Source organism: Streptomyces sp. NBC_00667, from assembly GCF_036226825.1.
GTDB lineage: Bacteria > Actinomycetota > Actinomycetes > Streptomycetales > Streptomycetaceae > Streptomyces.
Genome location: NZ_CP109023.1, coordinates 290,768 through 315,997, shown reverse-complemented (window position 1 = coordinate 315,997; position 25,230 = coordinate 290,768). Strand labels below are relative to the sequence as shown.

General features: G+C 74.9%; 14 protein-coding genes and 2 pseudogenes. 2 read left to right on the top strand and 14 right to left on the bottom strand.

What is annotated here, in order from left to right:
• Positions 1-4: 4 nt before the first annotated feature.
• The 6 genes from OHA81_RS33890 to OHA81_RS33865 all read right to left on the bottom strand — a co-directional run bounded on the left by OHA81_RS33890 (position 5) and on the right by OHA81_RS33865 (position 6,570).
• Positions 5-1,087, bottom strand: a complete 1,083-nt coding sequence (locus OHA81_RS33890; RefSeq protein ID WP_443056828.1) for an acyl-CoA dehydrogenase family protein — start codon at positions 1,085-1,087, stop codon at positions 5-7.
• 122 nt (positions 1,088-1,209) lie between these two features.
• A complete protein-coding gene (locus OHA81_RS33885) occupies positions 1,210-3,480 on the bottom strand; it encodes an iron-containing redox enzyme family protein (protein ID WP_329203152.1) in 2,271 nt (756 codons plus the stop codon).
• A 2-nt stretch (positions 3,481-3,482) separates the two neighbouring features.
• Positions 3,483-4,475, bottom strand: a complete 993-nt coding sequence (locus OHA81_RS33880) for a 3-oxoacyl-ACP synthase (RefSeq protein WP_329203150.1) — start codon at positions 4,473-4,475, stop codon at positions 3,483-3,485.
• Entirely contained in the window at positions 4,472-5,305 is an 834-nt protein-coding gene (locus OHA81_RS33875) for an isocitrate lyase/PEP mutase family protein (protein ID WP_329203386.1), read from the bottom strand. The genes OHA81_RS33880 and OHA81_RS33875 overlap by 4 nt, the downstream gene beginning before the upstream one ends.
• Before the next feature lie 129 nt (positions 5,306-5,434).
• Complete coding sequence (locus tag OHA81_RS33870; protein ID WP_329203148.1) at positions 5,435-6,259, bottom strand: thioesterase II family protein; 825 nt, start codon at positions 6,257-6,259, stop codon at positions 5,435-5,437.
• 74 nt (positions 6,260-6,333) lie between these two features.
• The gene (locus tag OHA81_RS33865; RefSeq protein WP_329203146.1) at positions 6,334-6,570 is read right to left on the bottom strand and encodes a hypothetical protein; all 237 of its coding nucleotides are present in this window, start codon (positions 6,568-6,570) and stop codon (positions 6,334-6,336) included.
• A gap of 388 nt (positions 6,571-6,958) precedes the next feature.
• On the opposite strand from OHA81_RS33865, the gene OHA81_RS33860 reads away from it, so the two are divergent.
• A complete protein-coding gene (locus OHA81_RS33860) occupies positions 6,959-7,729 on the top strand; it encodes a helix-turn-helix transcriptional regulator (protein ID WP_329203143.1) in 771 nt (256 codons plus the stop codon).
• Between the two features lie 319 nt (positions 7,730-8,048).
• On the opposite strand, the gene OHA81_RS33855 is transcribed toward OHA81_RS33860, so the two are convergent.
• The 3 genes from OHA81_RS33855 to OHA81_RS33845 all read right to left on the bottom strand — a co-directional run bounded on the left by OHA81_RS33855 (position 8,049) and on the right by OHA81_RS33845 (position 12,399).
• On the bottom strand, positions 8,049-8,231 hold the full coding sequence (locus OHA81_RS33855; RefSeq protein ID WP_190186761.1) for a DUF5302 domain-containing protein: 183 nt from the start codon (positions 8,229-8,231) through the stop codon (positions 8,049-8,051).
• A 203-nt stretch (positions 8,232-8,434) separates the two neighbouring features.
• Positions 8,435-9,841 carry a GTPase HflX gene (gene hflX, locus OHA81_RS33850; protein WP_329203139.1) on the bottom strand — a complete coding sequence of 469 codons (1,407 nt, stop codon included), beginning with the start codon at positions 9,839-9,841 and terminating at the stop codon, positions 8,435-8,437.
• Positions 9,842-9,873: 32 nt separating this feature from the next.
• Positions 9,874-12,399 (bottom strand): beta-glucosidase family protein, encoded by a 2,526-nt coding sequence (locus OHA81_RS33845; protein ID WP_329203136.1) that lies wholly within the window; start codon positions 12,397-12,399, stop codon positions 9,874-9,876.
• Positions 12,400-12,900: 501 nt separating this feature from the next.
• On the opposite strand from OHA81_RS33845, the gene OHA81_RS34755 reads away from it, so the two are divergent.
• Positions 12,901-14,208: an IS701 family transposase gene (locus tag OHA81_RS34755; protein WP_443056819.1), complete on the top strand. Its 1,308-nt coding sequence runs from the start codon at positions 12,901-12,903 to the stop codon at positions 14,206-14,208.
• Here the strand turns inward: OHA81_RS34755 and OHA81_RS33835 are convergent.
• The 5 genes and pseudogenes from OHA81_RS33835 to OHA81_RS33815 form a co-directional block, all read right to left on the bottom strand.
• Positions 14,198-16,021 (bottom strand): annotated as a pseudogene (locus tag OHA81_RS33835) (GAF domain-containing protein); the annotation flags it as partial. The gene OHA81_RS34755 and the pseudogene OHA81_RS33835 overlap by 11 nt on opposite strands.
• Before the next feature lie 468 nt (positions 16,022-16,489).
• Positions 16,490-17,236 carry a class I SAM-dependent methyltransferase gene (locus tag OHA81_RS33830; protein ID WP_329203132.1) on the bottom strand — a complete coding sequence of 249 codons (747 nt, stop codon included), beginning with the start codon at positions 17,234-17,236 and terminating at the stop codon, positions 16,490-16,492.
• The gene (locus OHA81_RS33825) at positions 17,233-18,534 is read right to left on the bottom strand and encodes an activator-dependent family glycosyltransferase (protein WP_329203130.1); all 1,302 of its coding nucleotides are present in this window, start codon (positions 18,532-18,534) and stop codon (positions 17,233-17,235) included. Before OHA81_RS33825 ends, OHA81_RS33830 begins: the two co-directional genes overlap by 4 nt.
• 54 nt (positions 18,535-18,588) lie before the next feature.
• The gene (locus OHA81_RS33820; protein WP_329203128.1) at positions 18,589-19,800 is read right to left on the bottom strand and encodes a cytochrome P450 family protein; all 1,212 of its coding nucleotides are present in this window, start codon (positions 19,798-19,800) and stop codon (positions 18,589-18,591) included.
• Positions 19,801-19,811: 11 nt separating this feature from the next.
• Positions 19,812-25,220, bottom strand: a pseudogene (locus tag OHA81_RS33815) (type I polyketide synthase); the annotation flags it as partial.
• Positions 25,221-25,230 lie beyond the last annotated feature (10 nt).

Below are 25,230 nucleotides of genomic sequence, written 5' to 3'. Positions count from 1 at the left end.
CGGGTCAGGCTGCCGCTCGGGCCGCGCGGCGCATGTCGAGCGAGCCCGCGATGGCCATCCGCAGCACCTCCGAGGTGCCCTCGTAGATGCGCAGCGACCGGATCTGCCGGTACAGCCGCTCGGTGACGCCGCCCTGGACGATGCCGGCCGCGCCGAGCAGCTGCACGGCGGAGTCCACCACGCCCTGCGCGGTCTCGGTGGCGTGGACCTTGGCGATGTTGGAGTGCCGGGCGAAGCGGCGGCTGCCCCGGTCCGTCTCCCATGCGGCCCGCGCCACCAGCAGGGACGCCGCGGCCAGTTGCACCTCCATGTCGGCCAGGGAGGCCTTGACGAGCTGGAGGTCGAACAGGGTCTGCCCGTAGGCCTCCCGCTGCCGGGTGTGCGCGAGGGCCGTGTCGAAGGCGCGGCGGGCGAAGCCGAGGGCGGCCGCGCCGACGGTGGTGCGGAAGCGTTCCAGCAGGTCCACGGCGATCACGAACCCCCGTCCGGGCCGGCCCAGTACCGCGTCGGCGGGCACCCGGCAGTCCTCGAAAGACAGGTGGGCGAAGGAGCGCGGGGCGATCGCGTCGATCCGTTCGGCCCGCAGCCCCGGGGTGGCGGCCGGGACGAGGAAGGCGGTGAGCCCGAGCGCTCCGGGTCCCGGGCCGGTGCGGGCGATGACGACGAACAGGTCGGCGATGGTGCCGTTGGCGATCCAGGCCTTGCGCCCGTTCAGCACGTACGAGCCGTCCGCCGCGTCCCGCACTGCCTCCAGGCCCACGGAGGCGACGTCCGAACCGGCTTCCCGCTCGGAGACGGCGAAGGCGCCGATGGTCGTCCCGGCGGCCATCCCCGGCAGGTGGCGACGCTGTTGTGCCTCGCTGCCGAAGCGCAGCAGGGGCGTCGCGGACAGGGCCTGGATGGAGTACGCGAAGTCGGCCAGGTCCTCGGCGTAGGCGAGGGCCTCGCGGCGCAGGCACAGGGCGCGCAGGTCCTCGGCCGCGCCCGCGGCGGGGTCGAGCGCGGCCAGCCAGCCCGCGTCGCCGAGGGTGCGCACCAGCCTGCGGCCGGCGGTGTCGGGGTCCAGGGCGCCCACCTCCTCCCACAGGACCCGGTTGCTGTCGCACCAGGTCCCCGCGGTCCCGGCGAGCCGGCGGTGGCCGTCGTCGTAGAAGGGGAGGTCGAGGACCTCGGGGTCGAAACTCGTCGTCAGTTCCACGGCGGGGCTCCTCAGATGACCAGGTCGGCGGCGGCCGGGGCGGTGGTGACGGGACCGGCCTGCGCCGAGCGCACCCGCTTGACCAGGGCGTGTTCGACGAAGTAGGCGAAGGAGGCATAGCCGCGCCAGATGCGGCGCCATTCGCGCTGGACGGCTTCCTCGCCGGAGGCCCGGCGTACGTCGTCCAGGTAGGCGACGACGATCTCCGCCGACTGGCGGGCGTGGCCCGCCGAGAAGTTGTCGATCGACAGGTGCGCTTCCTCGTAGGAGATGTCGAAGCCGTGGCTGCGCAGCTTCTGGATCTCGTGCAGGCGCATCGCGCCGAGGCCGAACATCTCGATGCCCAGGTTGTAGCCGAGGATCTCGTTGTAGAGGGTGTCGGGGAAGAGCGACAGGCAGACCTGGTGGACGGAGAAGCCGTACAGGTGGTCGGGGAGGTCCCCCTGGTCCAGGAAGGCGTCCTGGCGGATGTGCGGCAGGTCCATGTCCATGCTGGCGAGGACCTTGTGGATGATCGTGATGTGGTTCTTCGCCATGTCGCCGCGGCCCATCTCGTCGGCGTAGATGGAGAAGAGCATGTCGTCGCTGCGCCGGGCCCGGCGGCCGAGGTTGGCGATGCGGTGGGCCCAGGTGCCGTCGATGAGGCTGCCGAGGGCGTACGTCGACTGCTCGAAGACGACCTGGTCGCGGTCCGGGATCTCGGTGAGCGGCTCGTACGGGTCCACGAGCTTGTCCCAGTAGATCCGCTCGACGCGTTCCAGCAGGGCTTCGGGCGTGTAGTCGAAGTACTCGGCGTCGGTCAGCAGGCCGCCGGCGCCGTGGGTGAAGAGCAGTTCGGCTTCGGTGAGGCCGGCCTCGGCGCGGGCCCGGGCCAGGGGCAGGACGTGGGGGTAGCGCTCGAAATTGACGATCCGGTGGAAGAAGGTGCGCTCGTCCGGGGCCGGGCCGGGCTCGCGCGGTACCAGGTCCGCGGGGCGGGCCGCGGCGAGGCGGACGGTCCAGGCGCGGGCGGCGGCGTCGCCGGCGGTGGCGGGGCCGCTGGGCGGCCCGGCGGGCTCCCCGGCAGCGATGGAACGGGTCCAGGCGGTGAAGACGGCTGCTTCGCGCTCGTCGAAGATGCCGAACATGGGGCCGCCGAACTTGATGGACTTGAGGAAGCGGCAGGGGCCGCCGTCGCGGGCGGGCCGGACCTGGCGGGAGGTGCGGAACTCGGCGACGAAGGCGGCCGCGTCGAGGTGTTCGTCGTCCAGCCAGTCGGTGAGCTTGCGGGTGCCCAGGCGCACGGCGCGGTGCTGGCGGCCGGCGTGCGGGGCGTGCCGGGCGACGATCGCGGCGACCTGGTCGTCCAGGGACAGGCCCTCCTGCCAGCGGGCCAGTTCGGTCAGGGCGGCGGTGTGTTCGCGCTCCAGGCGCACCATGAGGCGTACGGCCGCCAGTGCGCGGCGGCGGTCCTCGGGCCCGGTCGGGGACTGCGCGGTGAAGGCGAGGTACTCGGCCAGCAGGGGCCGTACGTCGCTCTCCGCGAGCACCGGCTCGCCGCCGAGCAGGAGTTCGTCGACGCCGAGGGCGTGGGCGGCGTAGTGGACGCCGACCACCTCGGGGAGGAAGGCGGCGGGCAGGCGGGACAGGGCCACGCGGAAGGCGGCGTGCAGGGCGGTGACCGGGCGGGCCCCGGCGTCGCGCAGGAAGCCTGCGGCCTCCACCTCGGGGAGGTACACGCCCTGCCCGGCCAGGGCGCGGCGCCGGCGGGCGGGCTGGCCGGCCTCGGCGGTGCCCTCGCCTTGGAGCAGCCAGTGCTGGCCGAAGAGGCGGCCGACGATTTCGGCGGGCTGGGTGGCGGCCTGGGAGACGGTGTCCAGCCAGCAGGCGCCGGTGAGGGCGAGGGGGGCGCGCTGGCGCAGGACGGCGGCCCGGATCCCGGGGTCGTCGTGCTCGCGCAGGGGGACGAGGGCGGCGGCGAGTTCGGCGCGGGCGGCCAGTACGTGGACGGCGACGGCGTCGGCGTCGGCGTCGGCGTCACCGGGCCCGCCTTCGCCCTCCTCCGTCGCCAGGAACGCGGTGAGGACCCGGCGGGCGGCGATGAGAGCGCTCTCGCTCTCCTGGTCGGCGAGCAGGCGCGCGAAGAGCTCCGCGGGCGGGGCGGCGGTGATCCGTTCGGCCTCGGCGAGGGCGGCGGGACTCGCCTCGACGGGCCCGGCGGGCAGCGAGGTCGTGAGGTCGGGCAGCGGGAACGCCGGGGCGGGGCGGGTGCGGGCGCTGTCGTAGGAGGGCGCGGTGGTCATCTTCAGTTCTCCCCCCGGTCCGGGGTGGCGGGCGCGGACTTGCGCAGCAGGACGGCGACGCGGGAGCCGGGGACGCTGGAGGCCAGCAGGTAGTGGCCGCCGGGGCGCAGCGCTCCGGCGGCGGCGCGGTCCACGAGGTTGATCAGCGGGTCGGCGGCGAAGCAGTGGCCGAAGCGGGTGATGTTGTCGAGGTGGAGCTGCTGCCGGGTGAAGCCGGCCTGGCGTTCCTTGAGGGCGATCAGCGGCTTGAAGAGGTTGGGGTGCAGCAGGCCGTCGATCTCGTCGAGCTTCATCCCGGCGGCGTCGAGGATGCGCCGGTTGACGGTGCGGGCCAGCTCGGAGCTGATCTCGTGGGACCAGTCGAGGGAGGCGGGGTCCTGGGCGGTGGCGCCGGCGATGATCTCGTAGGCGTCGGCGCCGAGGGGTTCGGCGGAGATGAGGCAGGCGGCGGAACCGTCGCTGAACAGGGCGAAGTTCTCCATGCGGACGGACTCGTCGGTGACCCGGTCGGTGGTGACGACCAGGACCCGGCGGTGGGTTCCGGCGGCGACGAGGGCGTGGGCGGTGCGGATGCCCGTCAGGAGGTTGGTGCAGCGGTTCAGGGTGAGGCCGGTGACGGCGGCGTCGACCAGGCCGATGCCGCTCATCACCTTCTCCACGAAGCCGCCGTGGGTGCGCGGGCCGCCGGGGAAGCGGGTGGAGCACAGGATCAGGCAGTCGATGCCGGCCGGGTCGGCGCCCGCGGCCCCTACGGTCGCGCGGGCGCTCTCGACGGCGAGGGCCTCCAGGCTCTTGGCGGTCCTGCGGATGCTGCCCCAGCCCCACAGTTCGGCCCGTGGCGCCATCTTGAACTGGCGGGCCCGTTCGGTCAGGTTGCCGATGCTCGTGTGGTCGGCCACCTGTTCGCCGAGCACGTAGCGCGGCGCGGACAGGTGGACCGCGGGCAGGTGCGCGGGCGGGAGGACCGCGGGTATGGCTGCGGAAGGAAGGCTCACGGTGCCGGATCGCTCTCTCGGTCGTCGGACGGGGCGGTCGGGGCGGGGGCGGCCAGCAGGGCGTTGGCCTCGGCGTACGGGAGTGCGTCGGCGCCGAAGCCGAAGGTGCCGTGCTCGCTGATCTCGCGGGCGGCGCGGGTCAGGGCGCCGAGCGCGGCGCGGGACAGGGCGGAGCCGGTGCTGATCCGGCGTACGCCGAGGGCCGCGAGGTCGGCGACGGACAGCGGCAGCGCCCCGCCCATCAGGACGTTGACGGGGCGGGAGACGGAGGAGCAGACGGCGCGGATGGCGGCGGCGTCGGGCAGGGCGGGGGCGTAGAGCACGTCGGCGCCGGCGGCCTCGTAGGCCTGGAGGCGGCGGATGGTGTCTTCGAGGTCGGGCCGGCCCTGGAAGAAGTTCTCGGCGCGGGCGGTGACGGTGAAGGGGAAGTCGAGCCGCTTCGCCGCTTCGACGGCCGCTTCGACGCGCTCCACCGCTTCGCCGAGGGGGCGTACGGGGTCCTCGTCCCGGCCGGTGGAGTCCTCGATGGAGCCGCCGACCAGGCCGGCGGCGGCGGCCAGGGCGATGGTCTCGGCGATGTCCTCGGGGCGCTCGCCGAAACCGCTCTCCAGGTCGGCGGTGACGGGCAGGCCCGTGGCGTCGACGATCGCGGCGGCGTTGGCGAGGAGTTCGGCGCGGGTGACCTGGTTGGCCCCGTCGGGGCGGCCGAGGCTGTGGGCGAGTCCGGCGCCGGTGGTGGCGAGGGCGGCGAAGCCGAAGGAGGCGAGGATGCGGGCGGTTCCGGCGTCCCAGGGGTTGGGGACGACGAAGGGGCCGGGTCCGGCGTGCAGGTCGCGGAAGGCGACGGCGCGGCCGTACTGGGACCGGGCGTGCGGGGCGGTGGGCTGCTGGGCGGCGGGCTGCTGGGCGGCGGTGCTGTGGTTCACGGTGTCCTCGCTGGTGCGTGCGTCGGCCGGCGGTCAGATCAGCTCAACGTACTCATCGCGGGCGGGCGCCACGGCCTCGTGGCGGGCGGCGCGGGCCAGCGGGCGCAGTACGTCGGTGACGGTGTGGGGCCGGTCCTCGAAGTAGAAGTGGCCCCCGTCGGCCCAGTGGCGGGCCGGCTCCCCCGGGCATTCGCGGGCCCAGGGCGCGAGGGAGGCGGTGGTGACGTGCGGGTCGTCGATGCCGTTGAGCAGGGTCAGCGGCACGCGCAGCGGCGCGGCGGGGCGGTACTCGTACGCGGCGACCATCGTGAAGTCGGCCTTGAGGTGGGGCAGGAGGAGTTCCTGCACGGCTTCGTCCTGGAGCACCTCGGGCGGCAGCCCTCCGAAGAAGCCGACGGCCTCGGTGAACCGGCGGCCCTCCAGCCGTGCCGCCTCGACCACGCGGGGGGTGGGCAGCAGGGAGGGGGCGGAGCAGCCGGAGGCGACGAGGGCGGCGAGGCCGGGCACTCCGTCGAGGCGGCGGGCGACCTCGAAGGCGAGGGCCGCGCCGAAGCTGTGGCCGAAGAGGACGAAGGGCCGGCCGGGGGCCGTGTCGAGGGCGATGGCGTGGGCGGCGCCGTCGGCGAGTTCCGCGACGGTGGCGGGGGCGGGCTCGCGGAAGCGGTGGCCCCTGCCCGGCGGGCACACGGCGAGGACGCGGGCGTCGTCGCCCATGCCGTCCTGCCAGTCCAGGAAGGTGCGGGGGTTGCCGCCGGCGTGCGGGAAGCAGTAGACGCGGGTGCGGTCGTCGGTACCGGTATCGCTGGGGTCGGCGCCGGGGGCGGTCTCGGAGGTCAGGAACCAGGGGGACGCAGCCACGAAGATCAGCCATTCCTTTGCCGGTCGGGCGGGGGCGGGAGGGGAAGAAGTGCAGGACGGGTGGTGGCGGTCGGTCAGTTCCAGCCAACGTCGGCCGGGTTGAGCGGCTGGGGGGCGGGGGTGGTACCGGGCTGCGGGTTGTTCCAGCCGACGTCACCGGCGCCGTCCGCGAGGACGTGGGGGTCCGTGTGGTTCCAGCCGACATCGCCGAGGCGCAGGTGGGTGCCGGATCCGTCGGACAGGGCGCCCTGGGCGATGCCGGTGACCGCGGTACCCAGCGCGAAGGCGAGTCCGGCGGCGGCCAGAACCACTCGTCCGCGGATTCCGGAAACGCGGACGTCCCCACGAGCAACCCTCTGGTTCTTCGTCATTTTCCCCAGTCCCCTCGGTCGTTTTCGCCTTGGCCATTCGAGAAACGGAAGTCCGAATCCGGTGTGCGGCTGCGGTGCTCCGCCGTTCGCCTTCTCGGTGTTCGTTCCTGCGGTGAGACCAAATCTCCTCTGCCGGGAGATCCCGAGGTAGACCTACGATGGCTCCTGTTTCCGCATTGCGGGAACCTACGGGGTCTCAATCACCCCAGACACCCGCACATCGGACAGACAGGGGTGGCCTGTGGACGTGGTGAAATACGTCGAATCAGGACAGAACGGAGCATCGGAGGAGCCTCGTGCGCCCGCGGGGGAGGAACCGCAGGCATTCTTGCGAGAACTCGCAACGCACCTCGGCCTGCTGGCGGAGGAAGCCGCACAGCAGGCCACGCGCGCGGAGGCACTGCCGGAGATCGAGGCCGGCCCGGAGGAGCAGGTCGTGGGCCCCGGAGTGCGCTACCTGCACGGTCTGGGCAGCATCTCCACCGCGATCAACGAGGCGCTCGGCGCGGTGCGCAGGGAAATCCTGACCGCCCAGCCGGACGGGGCCCGGCCGAGCGCGGTATTGAAGGAAGCACTGGAATCCGTACGCCGGCACATCGCGGCCGGCATATCCATGCGGACGCTGTACCAGCACACCACGCGTTTTGACGAGGCGACGAAGGACTACGTGCGCACGGTCACCGAATACGGGGCCCAAGTGCGGACCCTGGAGGAATTCTTCGACCGGCTCATCATCGTGGACGACGTCGCCTTCATCTCGGCGAACGAGGAACGCACGACCGCGATATCCATCACCGAACCCACCATCATCCGTTTCCTGCGCGACACTTTCGACAAGGCCTGGGACCGGGCCAAGCCCTTTCCGTTCGTTCCGCTGCACGCGGCGAAGGCGGCCGACGAGGTGGTCCCGGCCATCCGGGAGTCCATCAGCAGACTGCTCGTGGAAGGTTATTCGGACAAGGCGATCGCCCGCCGGATCGGCATCAGCGAACGCTCCCTCCAGGCACACATCGCGGCCATCAAGCAGGAACTGGGAGCGCTCAACCGATTACAGCTCGGCTATCTGCTGGGGCGCAACGAGACCACTTACGTTCTGTAACGCGGGCGGGGCGGCACGCGCGGCACCGGGACGGCCGGACAGGGTCCTGGCCAGAGGAAACCGAGGGAACGGTTTTGCCCACGGCGTTTTACGGCAGTACCGGCAAGGGACGGGAAAGTCCGGATGACGACCACGGCCCGAGAGTGCGGGAGACCGGCTCAAGCGGTACTACGGCGGCATTCGAGCGGTTCTCCAGTGCAATACGAAGTGCTGCGGCGCAACGCGAAGAAGGGGCTGCCGCGATCCGGGAAGGGAATCGGATCGCGGCAGCCCCTTCGGGTTCGCCGGGCGGTGTGCCGGGCGGTGTCCCGGGCTGCTCTCAGCCGGACTTGCGGCGGAAGCTGCGGTTCTGACCGTTGGGTCCGTTGTACCCCTTGAGCTTCAGCCGGCCCTCGTGCTGGGCCTGCTGCGACATGGCGGTGCGTGCCTTGCGCTCCAGAGCCTCGCGGAACTTGCGCTTGCCGTCGTTCTCGGCGGCGTTGTTTTCCGGCGTATCAGTCATGCGTTACCTCCTGAGCAATTCCAGAGCTGCTTTAGTCTGACACCCGAGCGGATGTGCGGCGAACCTCTTTTCCCGCTGGGGGAAAGAATTGCGCCACCCGCCCGGGTCTTGCTCCGGCCCTTTCGGCCGGCGCCCCGTCCGCCTCCGGGGAAACCGGCCTCCGGGCCGATTTCCCCGGCGAATACGGGGAGTCATCGGGGCGCTCAGGCCACGTAGTCCGCGAGCTCCGCGGCCAGGGCGGCGTCCACGTTGGCGCGCAGGTGGGTGCCGGTCTCGCCGTGGCTCTCGGCGAGGATCTCGCCGTCCGCGTGGATCCGTGCGACCAGGTGGCCCTCGGTGTACGGGATGACCACCTCCACCTGCGTCTCGGGGCGGGGCAGTTCCGCCTCGATGCGGGCCAGCAGCGCGGGGATGCCCTCCCCGGTGCGGGCGGAGACGGCCACCGCCCCCGGCTCGGCCGCCAGCAGCCGCTCCAGGGCCTCGGGGCTCGCGGCGTCGGTCTTGTTGACCACGATGACCTCGGGCACGCCCGCGCCGCCGACCTCGCCGACGACGGCGCGCACGGCCTCGATCTGGGACTCGGGATCCGGGTGGGAGCCGTCCACGACGTGCAGGATGAGGTCCGCCTCGGCGACCTCCTCCAGGGTGGAGCGGAACGCGTCGACGAGCTGGTGCGGCAGGTGCCGCACGAAGCCGACCGTGTCGGCGAGGGTGTAGGCCCGTCCGGCCGGGGTCTCGCAGCGGCGCACCGTGGGGTCCAGCGTGGCGAACAGGGCGTTCTGTACGTGTACTTCGGCCCCGGTGAGGCGGTTGAGCAGCGAGGACTTGCCCGCGTTGGTGTAGCCGGCGATGGCCACCGACGGGACCTTGTTGCGGCGGCGCTCCTGGCGCTTGAGGTCGCGGGCGGTCTTCATCTCGTCGATCTCGCGCCGCATCCTGGCCATCTTGTCGCGCAGCCGGCGCCGGTCCGTCTCGATCTTGGTCTCGCCGGGGCCGCGGGTGGCCATGCCGCCACCGCCCGCTCCGCCGCCGCCCATCTGCCGGGACAGCGAGGCGCCCCAGCCGCGCAGCCGCGGCAGCATGTACTGCATCTGCGCGAGCGCGACCTGGGCCTTGCCCTCGCGGGAGGTGGCGCGCTGGGCGAAGATGTCGAGGATCAGGGCGGTCCGGTCCACGACCTTGACCTTGACGAACTCCTCCAGCCGCACGAGCTGGGCCGGGCTCAGCTCGCCGTCGCACACGACCGTGTCGGCGCCGCTCTCGGCGACGATGTCGCGCAGCTCCTTCGCCTTGCCCGAGCCGATGTACGTCGCCGGGTCGGGCTTGTCGCGGCGCTGGATCACACCGTCGAGCACCAGGGCCCCGGCGGTCTCGGCGAGTGCGGCGAGCTCGGCCAGCGAGCTCTCGGCCTCCGCGACCGTGCCGGAGGTCCACACGCCGACCAGCACCACCCGCTCCAGGCGGACCTGGCGCTGCTCGACCTCGACGACGTCCCGCAGTTCCGTGGACAGGGCGGCGACGTGGCGCAGCCCGGTGTCCTCACCGGCGTTGATCGCGGCGGCGGTCCCGATCGGGTTCCCGGTGGTCCTGGGCTGCTCTGTTGCGGTCATGCGCTTCCTCTCAGAGGGGGGTGGGTGGTGGGTCACTGGGTGAGGCGGCCGGTGAGGCGGATGTCCGCCGAGGAGGAGCCGACGGAGACCGCGCGGGGGCCGGGCGCGTTCTGCCAGGCGTGCCGCTGGGTGTTCCAGTACTGGAGCTGGCGCGCGTCGACGGGGACGGTGACGCGCTTCTCCTCGCCGGGTTCCAGGGCGACCTTCGTGTAGCCGGCCAGTTTCTTGACGGCCTGTGGGGCGGTGACGAGGCCGCTGGGGCCGAGGTAGACCTGGACGGCTTCCTTGCCGGCGACGGGGCCGCTGTTGCGCACGCTCACGCGGACGGCGGCGCCGGTGGCGGTGCGTTCCACGGCGAGGTCGCGGTAGTCGAAGGTGGTGTAGGACAGGCCGTGGCCGAAGGGGAACAGCGGGGTGACGCCCTGCTGGTCGTACCAGCGGTAGCCGACGTGGATGCCTTCGCTGTACTCCTGCTTGCCGTCGACTCCGGGGAAGCGCTTGGGGTTCCCGGCCATCGGCTGGGCGTCCTCGGCGGCCGGGAAGGTCTGGGTGAGCTTGCCGCTGGGGTTGGCGTCCCCGTACAGCAGGGCGGCGGTGGCCCGGGCGCCTTCCTGGCCGGGGTACCACATGTCGAGGACGGCGGCGGTGGAGGAGAGCCACGGCATCAGCACCGAGGAGCCGGTGTTGAGGACGACGACGGTGTTCGGGTTGGCCTTGGCGACGGCGGAGATCAGCGCGTCCTGCCCGTCGGGCAGCGAGAGGGAGGGCCGGTCGTAGCCCTCGGAGCCCTCGTCCTGGGCGAAGACGACGGCGGTCTTCGCGTGGGAGGCGGCGGTGACGGCGCGCTGGATGTCGCGGGCGGCCTGCTCGGGGGTGACCCAGGTGAGGTCGACGGACAGCGGGCGGTCGGGCCAGGCCCAGCCGCTCATGGAGAGCTTGTGCGTGCCCCGGGTGAGCCGCAGGACGACGCTGGTGGTCTCGCTGAACGAGTCGGCGGCGTAGACGGGGTCCTGGCCTTCGATCTGCAGGACGGCCAGGCCGCCGTCGACGCGCAGGCCCAGGCGGTAGTCGCCGTCGGCGGGGACGGTCAGGGTGCCGTCGTAGAAGGCGCGGTCGCCTCCGGCCGCGAGCTGCTGTCCGTTGGTGAAGGCGGGGCTGAGGTTCTCGGCGGGCAGCGGGGTGCCGAGCCGGTCGATGCCCGGTTCGTACCGTACGGAGGCCCCGGAGCCGGCGCGTTCGCGCAGGGCGTCCAGCGGGACCTGGGCCGCGTCGGGCACGACGTGGGCGCTGCCGAGGCCGGAGACCTTGGGGCGCAGGGCGCTGTCGCCGATGACGGCGACGTCGGCCCCGGCGGCCCCGGTCAGCGGCAGGGCGGGGCGGCCCGCAGTGGTGGTGTTGCGCAGCAGCACGGCGCCGTTCTCGGCGATGCGGCGGGCGGTGTCCCGGCCGGCCTGGGCGTCGCGTACGGGACGCTGGGGGGCGGGAGTGTCGAGGAGGCCGAAGCGTTCCATCTGGGTGACGATGCGGGTGACGGAGCGGTCGAGGGTGGCTTCGGGGACGGCGCCCTCGCGCAGCGCGGTGCGCAGGGAGGCACCGAAGTACTTGGAGTCGGGGACGGGGTCGGTGGGCTTGCCCATCTCCAGGCCGAGTTCCTGGTCGAGGCCCTTGGTGATGTCGGCGGTGGCGTGGGTGGCGAGCCAGTCGGACATCACCCAGCCGCGGAAGCCCCACTGTTCGCGCAGGACCTTCTGGAGCAGCTGGTCGTTGCCGCAGGAGTGGGTTCCGTTGACGCCGTTGTAGGAGCACATGACGGCGGCGGCGCCGGCGTCGACGGCGCTGTGGAAGCCGGGGAGTTCGATCTCCTGGAGGGTCTGCTCGTCGATGGAGGCGTCGACGGTGAAGCGGTCGCTCTCCTGGTTGTTGCCCGCGAAGTGTTTGACCGTGGCCATCAGGCCCTGGCTCTGGGTGCCCTTGATCTGGGCGGCGGCGGTGCGGGCGGTGACGAGCGGGTCCTCGCTGAACGTCTCGAAGTTGCGGCCGCCGTGCGGCACCCGGATGGTGTTGACCATCGGGCCGAGCACGACGTCCTGGCCGAGCGCCCGGCCCTCGTGGCCCAGGACCTTGCCGTAGGCGGTGGCGAGGGAGTCGTCGAAGGTGGCGGCGAGCGCCGTGGGGGTGGGCAGGGCGGTGGAGCGGGCGCCGTTGATGCGCACTCCGGTCGGGCCGTCGGAGACCTGGAGCGGGGGGACGCCCAGGCGCGGCACTCCGGGGAGGTAGCCGACGCCCTTGGCGAGGGAGCCGCCGGCGGGGCCGGCCGTCCAGTGGACGAAGGACAGCTTCTCGTCCAGGGTCATCTGCGCGACCAGGGCCCGGACCCGGGCGGTGCCTTCGGGTGCGGGGGCCGTCGCGGCCTCGGAGGTCCCGGCGGTGAGCAGGCCGCCGGTGCACAGCAGTACGCAGCCGACGGCGAGCAGGCGCGCGGCGCGGCCGGGGCGCCCGCCGGTCCGGAATCTGGTGCGGAGGCGGGGTATTCGCCCCTGTGGCCTGCGGGACAGCATGCGTCTCTCCTGGAGGTCGTGCCGGGTCGGTGCGGGTCGTGCCGGGTCGTGCTGAGTTCGTGCCGGGTCGTGCGGGGTTCGTGCCGGGTTCACGCGAGGGTCGAGCGACAAAACGGGCGCCACGTACGCGCCTCTCCACGCTTCCCGAGATCCGTCCCGCGGACGAGGTCGGCCCGCCACACTCTTCTCGGCGCGACCGGGCGGGGGCCCTCTGCCCTGCGGGGAAGGGGGATCCGCGGGTTCCGGTGGCAGCCGGGCAGGCCCTCGCAGCACCCGGAACGGGCCCGGAACGCCCCGGCGGGGGCGGGAGGTGGTGGCCCGGCCACCACCCCGGGGCGGTGCGGCGGCGGCCCCGGGCCCGGCCGGGGCGGTGGCGGCCGGTGGGCGGGAAGTGTGTTTCCGGCCGACCTGGCCGGTGCCGGCCGGTGCGGGGACGGTGGAGGGGATCCAGTGAACCGCCCCCGGCCAGCGCGTTTCGGGGCGCCGACCCCGAGGAGCGTCATGAGGGCCATCCGCCCGGCGGAGGAAGCCGAAGCCCTGCCGCGTGATCCTGCCGCCGAGGCCCGGGCGCTGCGCGCGTCCGTACTGGGTTCGCTGCGCCGCCGGGACCAGCGGCACAAGGGCGAGCTGTACGTGGACGGGCTGCTGACCGCGCCCGGCCGCAAGACGATGCGCAACCTGGCCGCGAGCACCGACGAGCGGGCCGCGGAGCAGAGCCTGCACCACTTCATCAGCTGCTCGACCTGGGACTGGTCGCCGCTGCGCGCCCGCCTGGCCTGCGCCCTGGACCGGCTGCTGGCGCCCCGGGCATGGGTGGTGCGGCCGCTGGTGATCCCGAAGACGGGCCGGCATTCGGTGGGCGTGGGCCGCAGGTTCGTGCCGCAGCTGGGGCAGGTCGTCAACAGCCAGCACGGGTACGGGCTGTGGCTGGCCTCGGGCGCGGCGGCGGTGCCGGTGAACTGGCGGCTGTCGCTGAGCGGCGACTGGCTCGACGACGCGGAGAGGCGTCAGCGGGCGGCGATACCCGACTCCGTGGACGAGGGTGCGGCGCGGGCGCCGGCCGTGGACATGGTCCTGGAGACGGCCGCGTGGGGTGCGTCGGCGGTGCCCGTGGTGGCCGACGCCCGGGAGGAGGCGCTGCCCGCGCAGGTGGAGGCCTTCTCGGGGGCCGGGCTGTCCTTCCTGCTGCGGATCGGCGGCGGTACGGGACTGCTCGCCCCGAACCTGTCGGCGGGACGGAGCCGGGTCGCGGCCGGGTCGGCGACCCTGCTCGCGGAGCTGGCCCGCTCCCAGCGGCGGCCCGTGGAGTGGTTCGACCCGGCCGGCCCCGGGCTGCCGCGGACGTCGATGGTGGCGCTGCTCCCGGTGCGGCTGCCGGGCGGGCCGGGGACGTCGGCGCCGCTCACGCTCGTCGGGGTGTGGTCGCCGGACAGCCGCGAGGTGTCGGAGCTGTGGCTGACGAACATGACGGGGGCGGGCCGCGGGACGCTGCTGGGGCTGGGCAGGCTGATCGGGCGCGCCGACGCCGACTTCCGCCGCACCGGGCTGGCCGTGGGCGCGCTGGACTTCGAGGGACGCTCGTACCACGGCTGGCACCGGCACGCCACGCTCGTGTCGCTGGCCCACGCCGAGCGGATGCTGGCCTCGGGCGCCCACCGGGGCGCCGCCGCGGTGACCGCGGTCCCTATGGTGACGGGGGGCCGGCGGGCTCGGGGTCGAGGGAGGTTCGGGCCCGTCGCAGTCGCAGGGCGAGCTGAAGTTCCAGTGCCCGGTCGGGGTGTTGCCAGTCCCGGCCGAGCAGCTGGGTGATGCGCTCCAGGCGGCGCGAGACCGTGTTGGGGTGTACGTAGAGCAGCTCGGCGGCGCGGGTGGGGCTGCCGGCGGCCATGAACCAGCCCTGCAGGGTCTCCACGAGGTTCCCGAACCGTTCCGCGTCGTGGTCGAGCAGCGGCCCCAGGGTCCGCTCGACGAAGCCCGTGACATCGTTTTCCTCGGCGAGCAGCATGCCGAGGAAGCCGAGTTCGGCGGCGGCGGCGGAGCGGCCGGCTCCGCCGAGGGCGGTGAGGGCCTCCAGGCAGCGCACGGCTTCCCGGTAGGCGGGATGGACGCCGTCGGCGCCCCGGGTGGGCCCGCAGGAACCGGCGGTGACCTGGGCGCCGGTCGCGCCGGCCAGTTCGGCGCGGACCTCGCGGGCGCGGGCGACGGCGTCCTCGCCGGGCAGCAGCAGGACGAGCCGGTCGCCCTGGACGGTCTTCATCCCGCGGTGGCGGCGTGCGTAGGCGGTGGCCCAGCTCTCGACGAGTTCGGCGGCCCCGGTACGGGCGTGGGCGACGACGACCACGTACGGGCGGTGCAGTTCGGCGGCGAACCGGCCGGCCCGTTCCACGACGCGGTCCGGGGGGCCGTCCCAGGTGGTCAGGTCGGCCAGCAGTTCGTCGCGCACCTGCCCTTCGACGGCGGTGGAGCGCTGCATGACCAGGAGCAGGCAGACCGTGCGGGCGTAGGCCAGCAGGATCTGTTCGCCGGGCGCGGCGGTGGCGTCCTCGGGGTGGAACAGGAGGCAGCCGACGTCTTCGGAGCGCACGGACAGCGGCAGCACCCAGGTGCCGTTGGACAGGGGGCAGGCGATGCCGGTGGCGGCGGCGTCGAGGCGTACCCGGGCCAGTTCCCCGGGGTCGGGGCGGGGCGTGCGGCCGCGTTCGGCGAGACGCTCGCCGCCCTGCCCCTGTACGGCGAGGCTGCCGCCGAGCTCGGTGGCGGCGCGGGCGAGGAGTTCGTCCAGGCCGGCGCCGTCCAGGACGAGCCGGACCAGCTCGTCCTGGACGGTGTTGGCGCGCAGGGCGTCACTGAGCGAGGCGCGCACGCGGGCCCCCGACTCCTCCAGTTCGGTGTTGGCGGTGTGGACGTCCTCCAGGTGCCGGGCAGTCCCGATGGCGACGGCGGCGAGGTCCGCGAGCGAGCACATCAGCGCGACCTCCTCGGGCGTGAAGTGCCGGATCCCGCGGGCGGCCACGTACAGGTGTCCCAGGTGGCGGTCGTCGGCGCGCAGCGGCACGCCGAGCACGGCGTGCAGGGACTCCGCTTGCAGGACCTCGTCGAGCGCGGCGGCCGGGGTGGGCGGGTCGTCGCCGAGGTGGTCGGCGGTCCAGAAGGGGGCGGGCTGTTCCCCGGGGGCCCCGGCGGGCAGGGCGGCGCCGCGCACGCGGTAGCCGACGGTGAGGGCGCTGACCGCGCCGTCGGCGGTGCTGACGACGGCGTCGCCGGTGTCCTCGTCCAGCAGGACGGTGCAGGCGAGGTCCGTGTTCATCATGAGCCGGGCGCGGCGGGTGATCAGGCGCAGGGTCGCGTCGAGGCCGCCGGGCCGGGTGAGGTCGCGGGCGGCGTCCACGAGGGAGGCCAGGTCGGCCTCGCGGCGGCTGCGGCGTTCGAAGAGCCCGCTGACTTCCAGGGCCAGGCTCCTGGCGCGCTCCAGCCGTTCGGCCCGGGGGGTGTCGCCGGATCTGCGGGCCCGGGCGACGAGTTCGTCGTAGGAGCGGGCGGGTGCCTCGCTCGCGAGGAGTTCCAGGACGCGCAGTACGTCCTCTTCTGTGTGGCTCAGGAGGGTCGCCGACTCCCCCGTCATCGCTGCCCCCAACGGTCAAATAGGACGGAACCTCAGATGCCGGGAACGTAACTTCCGTCTTGAACGAGCGTCAACCGGACCGGGGGGCGTCCCGGCGGGGTGGGCAAGGGGTGGTGGCCCGGTCACCACGGGCGGGGCGGGCCGGGGGGCCGGGCAGTGGCCGCACCACCTTGGACCGGACCTGTCCCGGGTTCCGGGCGGGCCGGTGTGGCTGCCGGGGCGCCGGTGCGGGACCGCGCCCCACGGGGCACCGGCTCCCGTGGGACGCTCGCGGCGGCCCGGATCCTCCGGCGGGACCCGAGCGGTCCTCGACCGGGGCCCGGGCGTTCGTGGCCCGGGTTCCCGCCGGATCGCGACCCGGGACGCCGGGCCGCCCCGGCCGGCCGCGGGCCGCGCAGGGCGGGCGCGGGCCGCGCAGGGCAGGGCGGGCCGTGTACGGGGCAAGCCGTGGCGGGGGCGCGGGCCTTGTCAGGTGCGCAGGCCGACGAAGAGGCCCCGGCCGGACGGGCCGCCCTCCTGGAACTCCACGGCCAGACCGGCCCGCTCGAAGGCCCGCTCGTAGGCGGTGCGCTCGAAGAGGGTGATCAGGTGGCTTTCGGACAGGTGCGTGATGTCCCGGCCCGGCTCGGCGACGAGGTAGTGGACGTCGATGTGCGTGGCGTCGCCCTCCAGCCGGGAGTGCGAGACCCGGGAGATGGTCTTGCCCTCCGCCTCGACGATGGACGCGCCCACGAATCCGGGGGTGAAGGTCTGCGGGAACCACCACGGTTCGACCACGACGACCCCGCCGGCGGGGTCGAGGTGCGCGGCGAAGCGGGCGAGCGCCGCGTCGAGTTCGTCCTCGTCGCGCATGTGGCCGATGGAGCTGAACATGCAGGTGACGGCGGAGTACGTGCGGTCCAGCGCGAAGTCGCGCATGTCGCCGCCGTGGACGGTCGCGGCCGGGTTGCGGCGCTGTGCGATCTCCCGCATGTCGGGCGAGAGTTCCAGGCCTTCGACGGTGTCGAAGGCGGCGCTCAGGTGCTCCAGGTGGAGGCCGGTGCCGCAGGCCACGTCGAGGAGGCTGCGGGCGCCGGGCACCTTGGCGGTGACCAGGGCCGCGAGGTCGGCGGCCTCGCGGGCGTAGTCCTTGCCCTTGCCCTGGTGGACGAGGTCGTAGAGACGGGCGATGCCGCCCGTGTAGCCCTGGTCCGGGCGCAGGTCGGTGGTGGTCACTTCGGGTCTCCTTGGCTGGGGTGGGGGGTGTGGCCGTGGCGCGCCGCCAGGCGTTCCAGGGCGGGGACGAGGACTGCGGGGGACGGGGCGGCGAGCGTCTCCTCGCGCAGGCGGCGGGCTCCCTCGGCGAGCGAGGGGTCGGTGAGGGCGCGTACGACCGCCTCCCGCAGCGAGGCCGCGTCCAGCTTCTCGGGCGGCAGGTCGATGCCGGCGCCCTGCTCGGCGTGGAGTTCGGCCTTGAGCGGGGCGTCCCACAGCGAGCCGACGATGATCTGCGGCACGCCGTGCAGGGTCGCGGTGTAGCCGGTGCCCGCGCCGCCGTGGTGGACGATCGCGTCGCAGGTCGGCAGGAGCACGTCCATGGGCACGAAGTCGACGGCCCGGATGTTGGCGGGCAGGCCCTCGCGGTCCCGCAGCTGGCTCGCGTCGAGGGTGGCGACGATCTCGGCGTCCACGTCGCCCAGCGCGTGCAGCAGTTCCTCGAACGGGACGGCGTCGCGGCCGTACGTCTCGCGCGCGGAGACGCCGAGGGTGATGCACACGCGGCGCCGGGCGGGCGGCGCGTGCAGCCAGTCGGGGACCACGGAGGGGCCGTTGTACGGGACGAAACGCATCGGCAGCACTTCGCCCGGTACCGGCACGCGCAGGCTCGCGGGGGCCGGGTCGATGGTCGCGTGGCCGCCGATGACCTCCTCGATCGCGGCGGCGTCGGGGGTGACTCCGTGCCGCTCCAGGGTCCAGGTCAGCCATTCGGCCATCGGGTCCTCGCGCCGTTCCCCGGGCTGGAGGGCGAGCAGTTCGAGGAACTGGCGCCGGGCGGAGAGGATGACGTCGGGGCCCCACAGGAGCCGGGCGTGGGCGGCGCCGACGACGTGCGCGGCGATGGGTCCGGCGTAGGTGAACGGCTCCCACAGCACCAGGTCGGGCCGCCAGGCGCGGGCGAAGGCCACCAGGTCGTCGATGGTCGTGTCGCCGTTGAGCGGCGCGAACGACATGGCCGTCATCATGGTCTGCCGCCCAAGGGCGTGTTCCCAGCCGAGCGGGCCGCGGCGGGTCTGCGCGAAGTCCAGACCCTGCTGGTAGGGGGTGGGGTCGCCGCCGATCCGGGTCATCAGCTCGACGATGGAGTCCAGATCGCCGACGGGTACGGCGGTCAGCCCGGAGCCGTTGATCACCTCGGTGAGCGCGGGCTGGCTGGCGACCCGGACCTCGTGGCCCGCGGCGCGCAGCGCCCAGGCGAGCGGCACCAGGTTGTAGTAGTGGGTGTTGTGCGCGAAGCACGTGATCAGGACGCGCATGACGTCGTCTCCCCCTCGGGGCCCTCGTGACGGTGGGCGGGCGGTCGGGCCGGTTCAGCCGGCCGTGGCGACCGGGAAGCGGGCGGGGGCCCGCAGCACCGGTGAGCGCGGGCGGGTCACCGGCTCTCCGGCGGTGCGCAGGTCCGGCAGGGTCTCGGCGAGGACGCGCAGCGCGGCGCGGGCGTTCGCCGCGACGAGGTGGGCGGACAGCCCGAAGTGCAGGTCGCCGGGCAGGCCGAGGGGCCCGGCGTCCTCGGGTGCCCGCGGGTCGCGGTCCGCGGCGGCGACGAGGACGGTCACCCGCGCCCCGGCCGGGAGCGGGGTGCCGGCGAGGGTGACGCCGGTGCGGGCCACGCGGGTCTCCAGCCGTACGGGCGGCGCGTCGCGCAGCGTGCGTGCGACGGCCGCCCGGGCCGCTGCGGGACCGGCCGCGAGCCGCTGCCAGGCGCCCGGCTCCCCGAGCAGTGCGCGGACGGCGTTGACGATGAGGACCGCGGTGGCCTCGGCGGCGCTGACGGCCACCACCAGACGGGCCCGCACCGCATCGGTGCCGGCCCCGTCGAAGGCGCGCGCGAGCAGGGCGCCCATCGCCTGCTCGGCGGCTTCGGCGGCCCGCGCGGTGGCGTGGGTCTGGGGGCAGAGCAGGCCGTCCAGGGCGTGGCGGCAGCCGGGCAGGAGGCGGGCGAACTCCGCGTGCGCGTGGTCGGGCAGGCCGAGCTGTCCGGCGAGCACGGGGCCCATGAGGGGGCGGGCGAAGTCCTCGGCGAGGTCGAAGCGCGGGCCGAGCCCGGCCAGGAGCGTACGGGCGTGCGCCGCGGCCTGCTCCTCGGCGCACGCCTCGTCCGGGACGTGCAGCAGCGGGCCGCCGAAGGCGGTGAGCGCGGCCAGCCGGGCGGCGGCCGCCCGGTCGAGGGCCAAGGCGGTGCTGCGGTACGGGAGCAGGTCGCCGGCCGGGTCGTCGCCGTCGGCCGGGGCCCCGTCGAAGGCGGGACCCTCCAGGACCTGCCGGGCGACGGCGTGGTCGGCCGTCACCCAGGTGTCGAGCAGCTCGCTGTGGTACAGCGGGCCGAGGGCCCGGACCCGCTCTTCGAAGGCCTCCGGACCGTCGGTCCCGGCGCGCAGGACCAGCCCGTACGGGTCTCCCGCGATCCCGGCGAACCACTGTGCGGCCCGGGTGAGTTGGGCGCCGCGGGCCCGGCGGGCGGTGTCCCGGGCGGATGCGGCGGCCACCTGCGGGGCGGGCGGGGCCGGAGTTCTTGAGGTCATGGGGCTCCTCGTCATCGGTCGCCGCCGGGCAGCGCGTCCAGCCAGGCGTCGACGGCGCGGGCGGTGGCCGGGGCGTGCTCGGTCATCATCGTGAAGTGGTTGCCGGGGACGTCCAGGGTGGTGTGGGCGAAGTCCCAGGCGGACCGCCAGTCCTGGTGCGGGTCGCTCCAGTCGGCCATGGGGTCGGTGGCGCGCAGGTGCAGGACCGGGGCGCGGGTGGGCTGCGGCGTCCAGCCGAGCAGGAGCCGGTGGTAGGCGCCCATGGCGGTCAGCCGGGTGTCGTCGAGCGGTACGGGCGTACGGTCCATCGCCCAGCGGAGCATGACGTCCCGCCAGACGCCCATGGCTCCCGGCTGGCTCGGGGTGTAGACGTCGGCGAGGACGAGGGCGGCGGGCCCGGGGCCGGTGCGCTCCAGGTGGCGGGCGAGCGCGTGGGCGGCATTGGCGCCGGCCGAGTGGCCGATCAGCGCGTACGGGCGGCCCGCGGCGAGCCGGGTGACGGTGGCGGCGTGCGCCGCGCACAAGGCTTCGAGGGAGTCGGGCAGCGGCTCCCCGGGCCGGTACCCGGGCTGGGGGAGGGCGAGGACGGGGCGCCGTCCGGCCAGGGCGGTGGCGAAGGCGGCGAACTCCATGGGGCCGGAGACGGCGGCGGTGCCGCTGACCGCGATGAGCAGCGGCCGGCCCGGGGCTTCGGCGTCGGGTGCGGGTGCGAGCGGGACGGGCGGGAGGGGGTGGGGGCGTTCGCGGGTGAAGACGGGGCGCAGGGCGGCGACGGCGGCGAGCGCGTCGACGGCCTCGGCCACCCTGCCGGTGGCGACGGCGTCGCGGTAGAGCGGGACGAGGGTGCCGGCTGCGGCTGCGTCCCGTTCGCCGCGTTCCGAGCCGAGGAGTCCGCCCAGGTGGGCGGCGAGCTTGGCCGGGGTGTCGTGCGTGAACAGCGCCTCGGCTTCCAGGTCGAGTCCGGTGGCGGAGTTCAGGGCGCGCCGGAAGTGGGTGACGGCCAGGGAGTCGAAGCCGAGCAGCAGGAACGGCGTGTCGGTCTCGACCTCGTCGGCGGTGTCGTGGCCGAGTACGGCGGCGGCCTCGGCGCGCACGAGGGCGAGGACCGCGCCGGGGCGCTCCGCCGGGGGCAGGGCGGCCAGGTCGCGGGCGGGGGCCGGGGCGGCGGTGGCGGCCGGCGCGGTGGCAGGGGTCCGGTCCTCGTCGGGGGTGGTCGGCGTGAGGTCCGCGATCAGGGGGCTGGGGCGGTAGGCGGTGAAGCCGTCCGCGAAGGGCCCCCAGTCGGTGTCGGTGACGGTCACGTTGGCCTCGCCCGCAGCGACGGCGCGCAGCAGCTCGGTCAGCGCGTCCTGCGGGTCCATCGGCCGTACGCCCCTGCGCCGCAGGTACGCGCCGCCTTCGCCGTCGCCCATCCCGCCGCCGCCCCACAGGCCCCAGGCGACGGAGGTCGCGGGCAGGCCGTCGGCGCGCCGGCGCAGGGCGAGCGCGTCGAGGTCGGCGTTGGCCGCGGCGTACGCGCACTGTCCGGCGCTGCCCCAGACGCCCGCGCCCGAGGAGTACAGGACGAACGCGTCCAGGGCGAGGGGCCGGGTCAGTTCGTCGAGGTGGCGGGCGCCGGCCACCTTGCCCGCGTAGACGTCCGCGAAGACCTCGGCGCCGGCTTCCGTGAGGGGGCTGACCTGCGGGACGCCCGCGGCGTGGAAGACTGCCGTCAGCGGGGCGTCGGCGGGGACCTGGGCCAGCAGGGCGGCGAGTGCGTCGCGGTCCGCGAGGTCGGCGGCCGCGAAGGTCACCTTGGCGCCCCGCGCGAGGAGTTCGGCCTCGAGTTCCGCGGCGCCCGGGGCCTGGCGGCCGCGCCGGCCGACCAGGAGCAGGTGCGCTGCGCCCTCGGCGGCGAGCCGGCGGGCCAGGTGCCCGCCGAGGGCGCCGGTGCCGCCGGTCACCAGGACGGTGCCGTGCGGACGGTACGGGGGCCGCCCGGCGCGGGGTGCGGGCGCGGCGGTGAGCCGACGGCCGTAGGCGCGTCCGGCGCGGACGGCCACCTGGTCCTCGGGGCCACCGAGCGCGCCGGCCAGCAGCCGCCAGGCATCGTCGTCGGCCGGGTCCGTCCCGGGCAGGTCGACCAGGCCGCCCCACAGGGCGGGGAGTTCGAGGGCCGCCACCCGGCCGAGGCCCCACAGCTGGGCGCCCGCGGCCCCGGGCCGTTCGCCGTCGGTCACGGCCACCGCGCCCCGCGTCGCGCACCACAGGCGCGCGGAGGGGGCCTTCTGCGCCATGGCCCGGGCGAGGTGCAGCGTGGCCCGGACCGCGGCCGGGACCAGCTCGGACCCGGTGTCCTCGGCGGTGCCCAGCAGGGACAGGACGCCCGCCGGGGCGTCGCCGGACGCGTCGAACAGGGCGGCGGCGGTGGCCCGGTCGGCCGCCGCGGCGTCCAGGGACAGCCGGTGGACGGTCGCGCCGCGCGCGGTCAGGGCCCGCTCGGCGGCCTCGGCGAGCGGAGCGGCGGCTCCGGCGGCTCCGGCGGGCTCCACGACCAGCCAGGTCCCGTCGAGACGGACGGCCGGGCCCGGCGGGGTGGACAGGGGCCGCCAGGTGACCTCGTAGCGGCGGGCGCCGGAACGGGCGCCGCCGCGTTCGGCGGGGGCGATCCAGTACCGGCGGTGCTGCCAGGCGTACACCGGCAGCGGGGCCGGGCGGGCGCCGGTTCCCTCGAAGAGGCGGGCGCGGTCGAGGGCGGCGCCCCGGGCGGAGGTGGCGGCCACGGCGCGCAGCAGCGTCTCGCCCTCGGGGCGGCCGCGCCGCAGTACGGGCACCAGCAGGGGCGCCTCGTCGGCGGGGGCCGCGCCGGGGGCGTCCGGCGCGGCGAGGACGTCCTCGGCCATGGCGCACAGCACGCCGTCGGGCCCGAGTTCGACGAAGGTGGCGGCGCCCATGCCGCGGGCGGTGCGCACCCCGTCGGCGAAGCGGACGGCCGAACGGATGTGCCGGGCCCAGTAGTCGCCGGTGCGCAGGTCCTGTCCGGCGGCGCGGCGGCCGGTGACGTTGGAGATGACGGGGATCCGGGCGACCTGGTAGTCCAGTCGGTCCGCGACCTCGCGGAACTCGGCCAGTACGGGGTCCATGAGCGGCGAGTGGAAGGCGTGGCTGACGGTGAGCCGCTTGGTCTTCGTCCCCCGCTCCTCCAGGCGGGCCCGGACGGCCTCCACGGCCTGTTCGGTGCCCGAGACGACCACCGACCGGGGGCCGTTGACGGCGGCGACGTCCACCGCGCCGGGGTGTGCGGCCAGCAGCTCCCGTACCTCTTCCTCGGCGGCGCGGACGGAGAGCATGGCGCCGCCCGGCGGCAGCGCGTCCATCAGCCGGCCGCGGGCGAGGACGAGGGTGCAGGCGTCGTCGAGCCCGAGTACGCCGGCCACGTGTGCGGCGGCGATCTCGCCGACGGAGTGCCCGAGGAGGACGTCGGGCCGCATGCCCCAGTGCTCCAGCAGCCGGAACAGGGCCACCTCCGCCGCGAACAGGGCGGCCTGCGCGTACCGGGTGCGGTGCAGGAGCTCCGCGTCGGGAGTGCCGGGCGGGGCGTCGAGCACGGCGGCCAGCGGGCGTTCGAGGTGGGCGTCCAGGCGCTCGGCGACGGCATCCCACGCCTTGGCGAACACCGGTTGCGCGCCGTGCAGTTCGCGGGTCATGCCGGGGCGCTGGCTGCCCTGCCCGGTGAAGAGGAAGGCGGTCTTCGCCTCGCGCCGGCGCACCCCGTGGACGACGGCCGGGGAGGGGGTGCCGTCGGCGAGGGCGTCCAGGCCGCGGGCGAGGTCGGCGTGGGAGGCGCCGAGGACGACGGCGCGGTGGTCGAAGGCGGTACGGGTGGCGGCGAGGGACAGGCCGGTGTCGAGGGGGCAGGGCCGGGCGTCGGCGAGGTGCTCGCGCAGCCGGGCCGCCTGGGCGCGCAGCGCGGGCCCGGTGCGGCCGGAGACGAACCACGGCACGAGGGGCAGCGCCACGCGCGGCGCCTCTTCCGGGGCGGGGCCCGGGGCGGGGGGTGCCTCCTCCAGGATGACGTGCGCGTTGGTGCCGCCCACGCCGAAGGCCGAGACGCCCGCCCGGCGGGTACGGGCGCCGGCCGGCCACGGGACGGGCTCGGTCAGCAGCCGGACGCCCCCCGCCGTCCAGTCGACGTGCGGGGTGGGCTCCTCGGCGTGCAGGGTCCGGGGCAGCAGCCCGTGCCGCATGGCCTGGACGGTCTTGATGACGCCGCCCACCCCGGCGGCGGCCTGCGCGTGCCCGATGTTGGACTTGAGCGAGCCCAGCCGCAGCGGCGCGTCCCCGGGCCGGCCCTGTCCGTACACGGCGAGCAGGGCCTGCGCCTCGATGGGGTCGCCGAGGCGGGTGCCGGTGCCGTGGGCCTCCACGGCGTCCACGTCCTGGGGTTCGAGGCCCGCGTCGGCGAGGGCCTGGCGGATGACGCGCTGCTGGGAGGGGCCGTTGGGGGCGGTGAGGCCGTTGCTGGCGCCGTCCTGGTTGACGGCGGTGCCACGGATGACGGCGAGGACGGTGCGGCCGGCCGCGCGGGCGTCGGAGAGCCGCTCCAGGACGAGGACGCCGACGCCCTCCGCCCATCCCGTGCCGTCGGCATCGGCCGAGAAGGCCTTGCACCGGCCGTCGGGGGCCAGGCCCTTCTGCCGGGAGAACTCCACGAACGCGGCGGCGTCCGGCATGACCGCGACGCCCCCGGCCAGTGCCAGGCCGCATTCACCGCGCCGCAGCGCAGCCACCGCGAGGTGCAGGGCGACCAGCGAGGACGAACAGGCGGTCTCCACCGTCATGGAGGGGCCTTCGAGGCCCAGTGCGTACGAGATCCGGCCGGACAGCACGGCGTCCGCACTGCCCGTCAGGAGGTAGCCGTGCGACCCCTCCGGGACCCGGTCCGGGTCGCTCGCATAGGTGGCGTGGGCGGCGCCCACGTACACGCCCGTGCCGGTACCGGCCAGGGTCCGCGGATCCAGGCCGGTGCGCTCCAGCGCCTCCCACGAGGTCTCCAGCAGCAGCCGCTGCTGGGGGTCCATGACGACGGCCTCGCGGGGCGGGATCCCGAAGAACGCGGCGTCGAAGTCGGTGGCGCCGGAGAGGAACCCGCCCTGGTCGCAGTAAGTGGTGCCGGGCGATTCGGGGTCCGGGTCGTAGAGCCCCTCCAGGTCCCAGCCGCGGTCCTGCGGGAACGGCGCGACGGCGTCCCGCCCGGCGGCGACCAGGTCCCAGAGCCCTTCCGGCGAGTCCACCCCGCCGGGGTAGCGGCAGGCCATCCCGACGACGGCGATGGGCTCGTGCGCGGCCGCGGCCAGCTCCCGGTTGCGCCTGCGCAGGCGTTCGGTCTCCTTCAACGAGGTGCGCAGCGCCTCCATGAGCTTCTCGGAGGACATGGCCATCGGTGGGGTC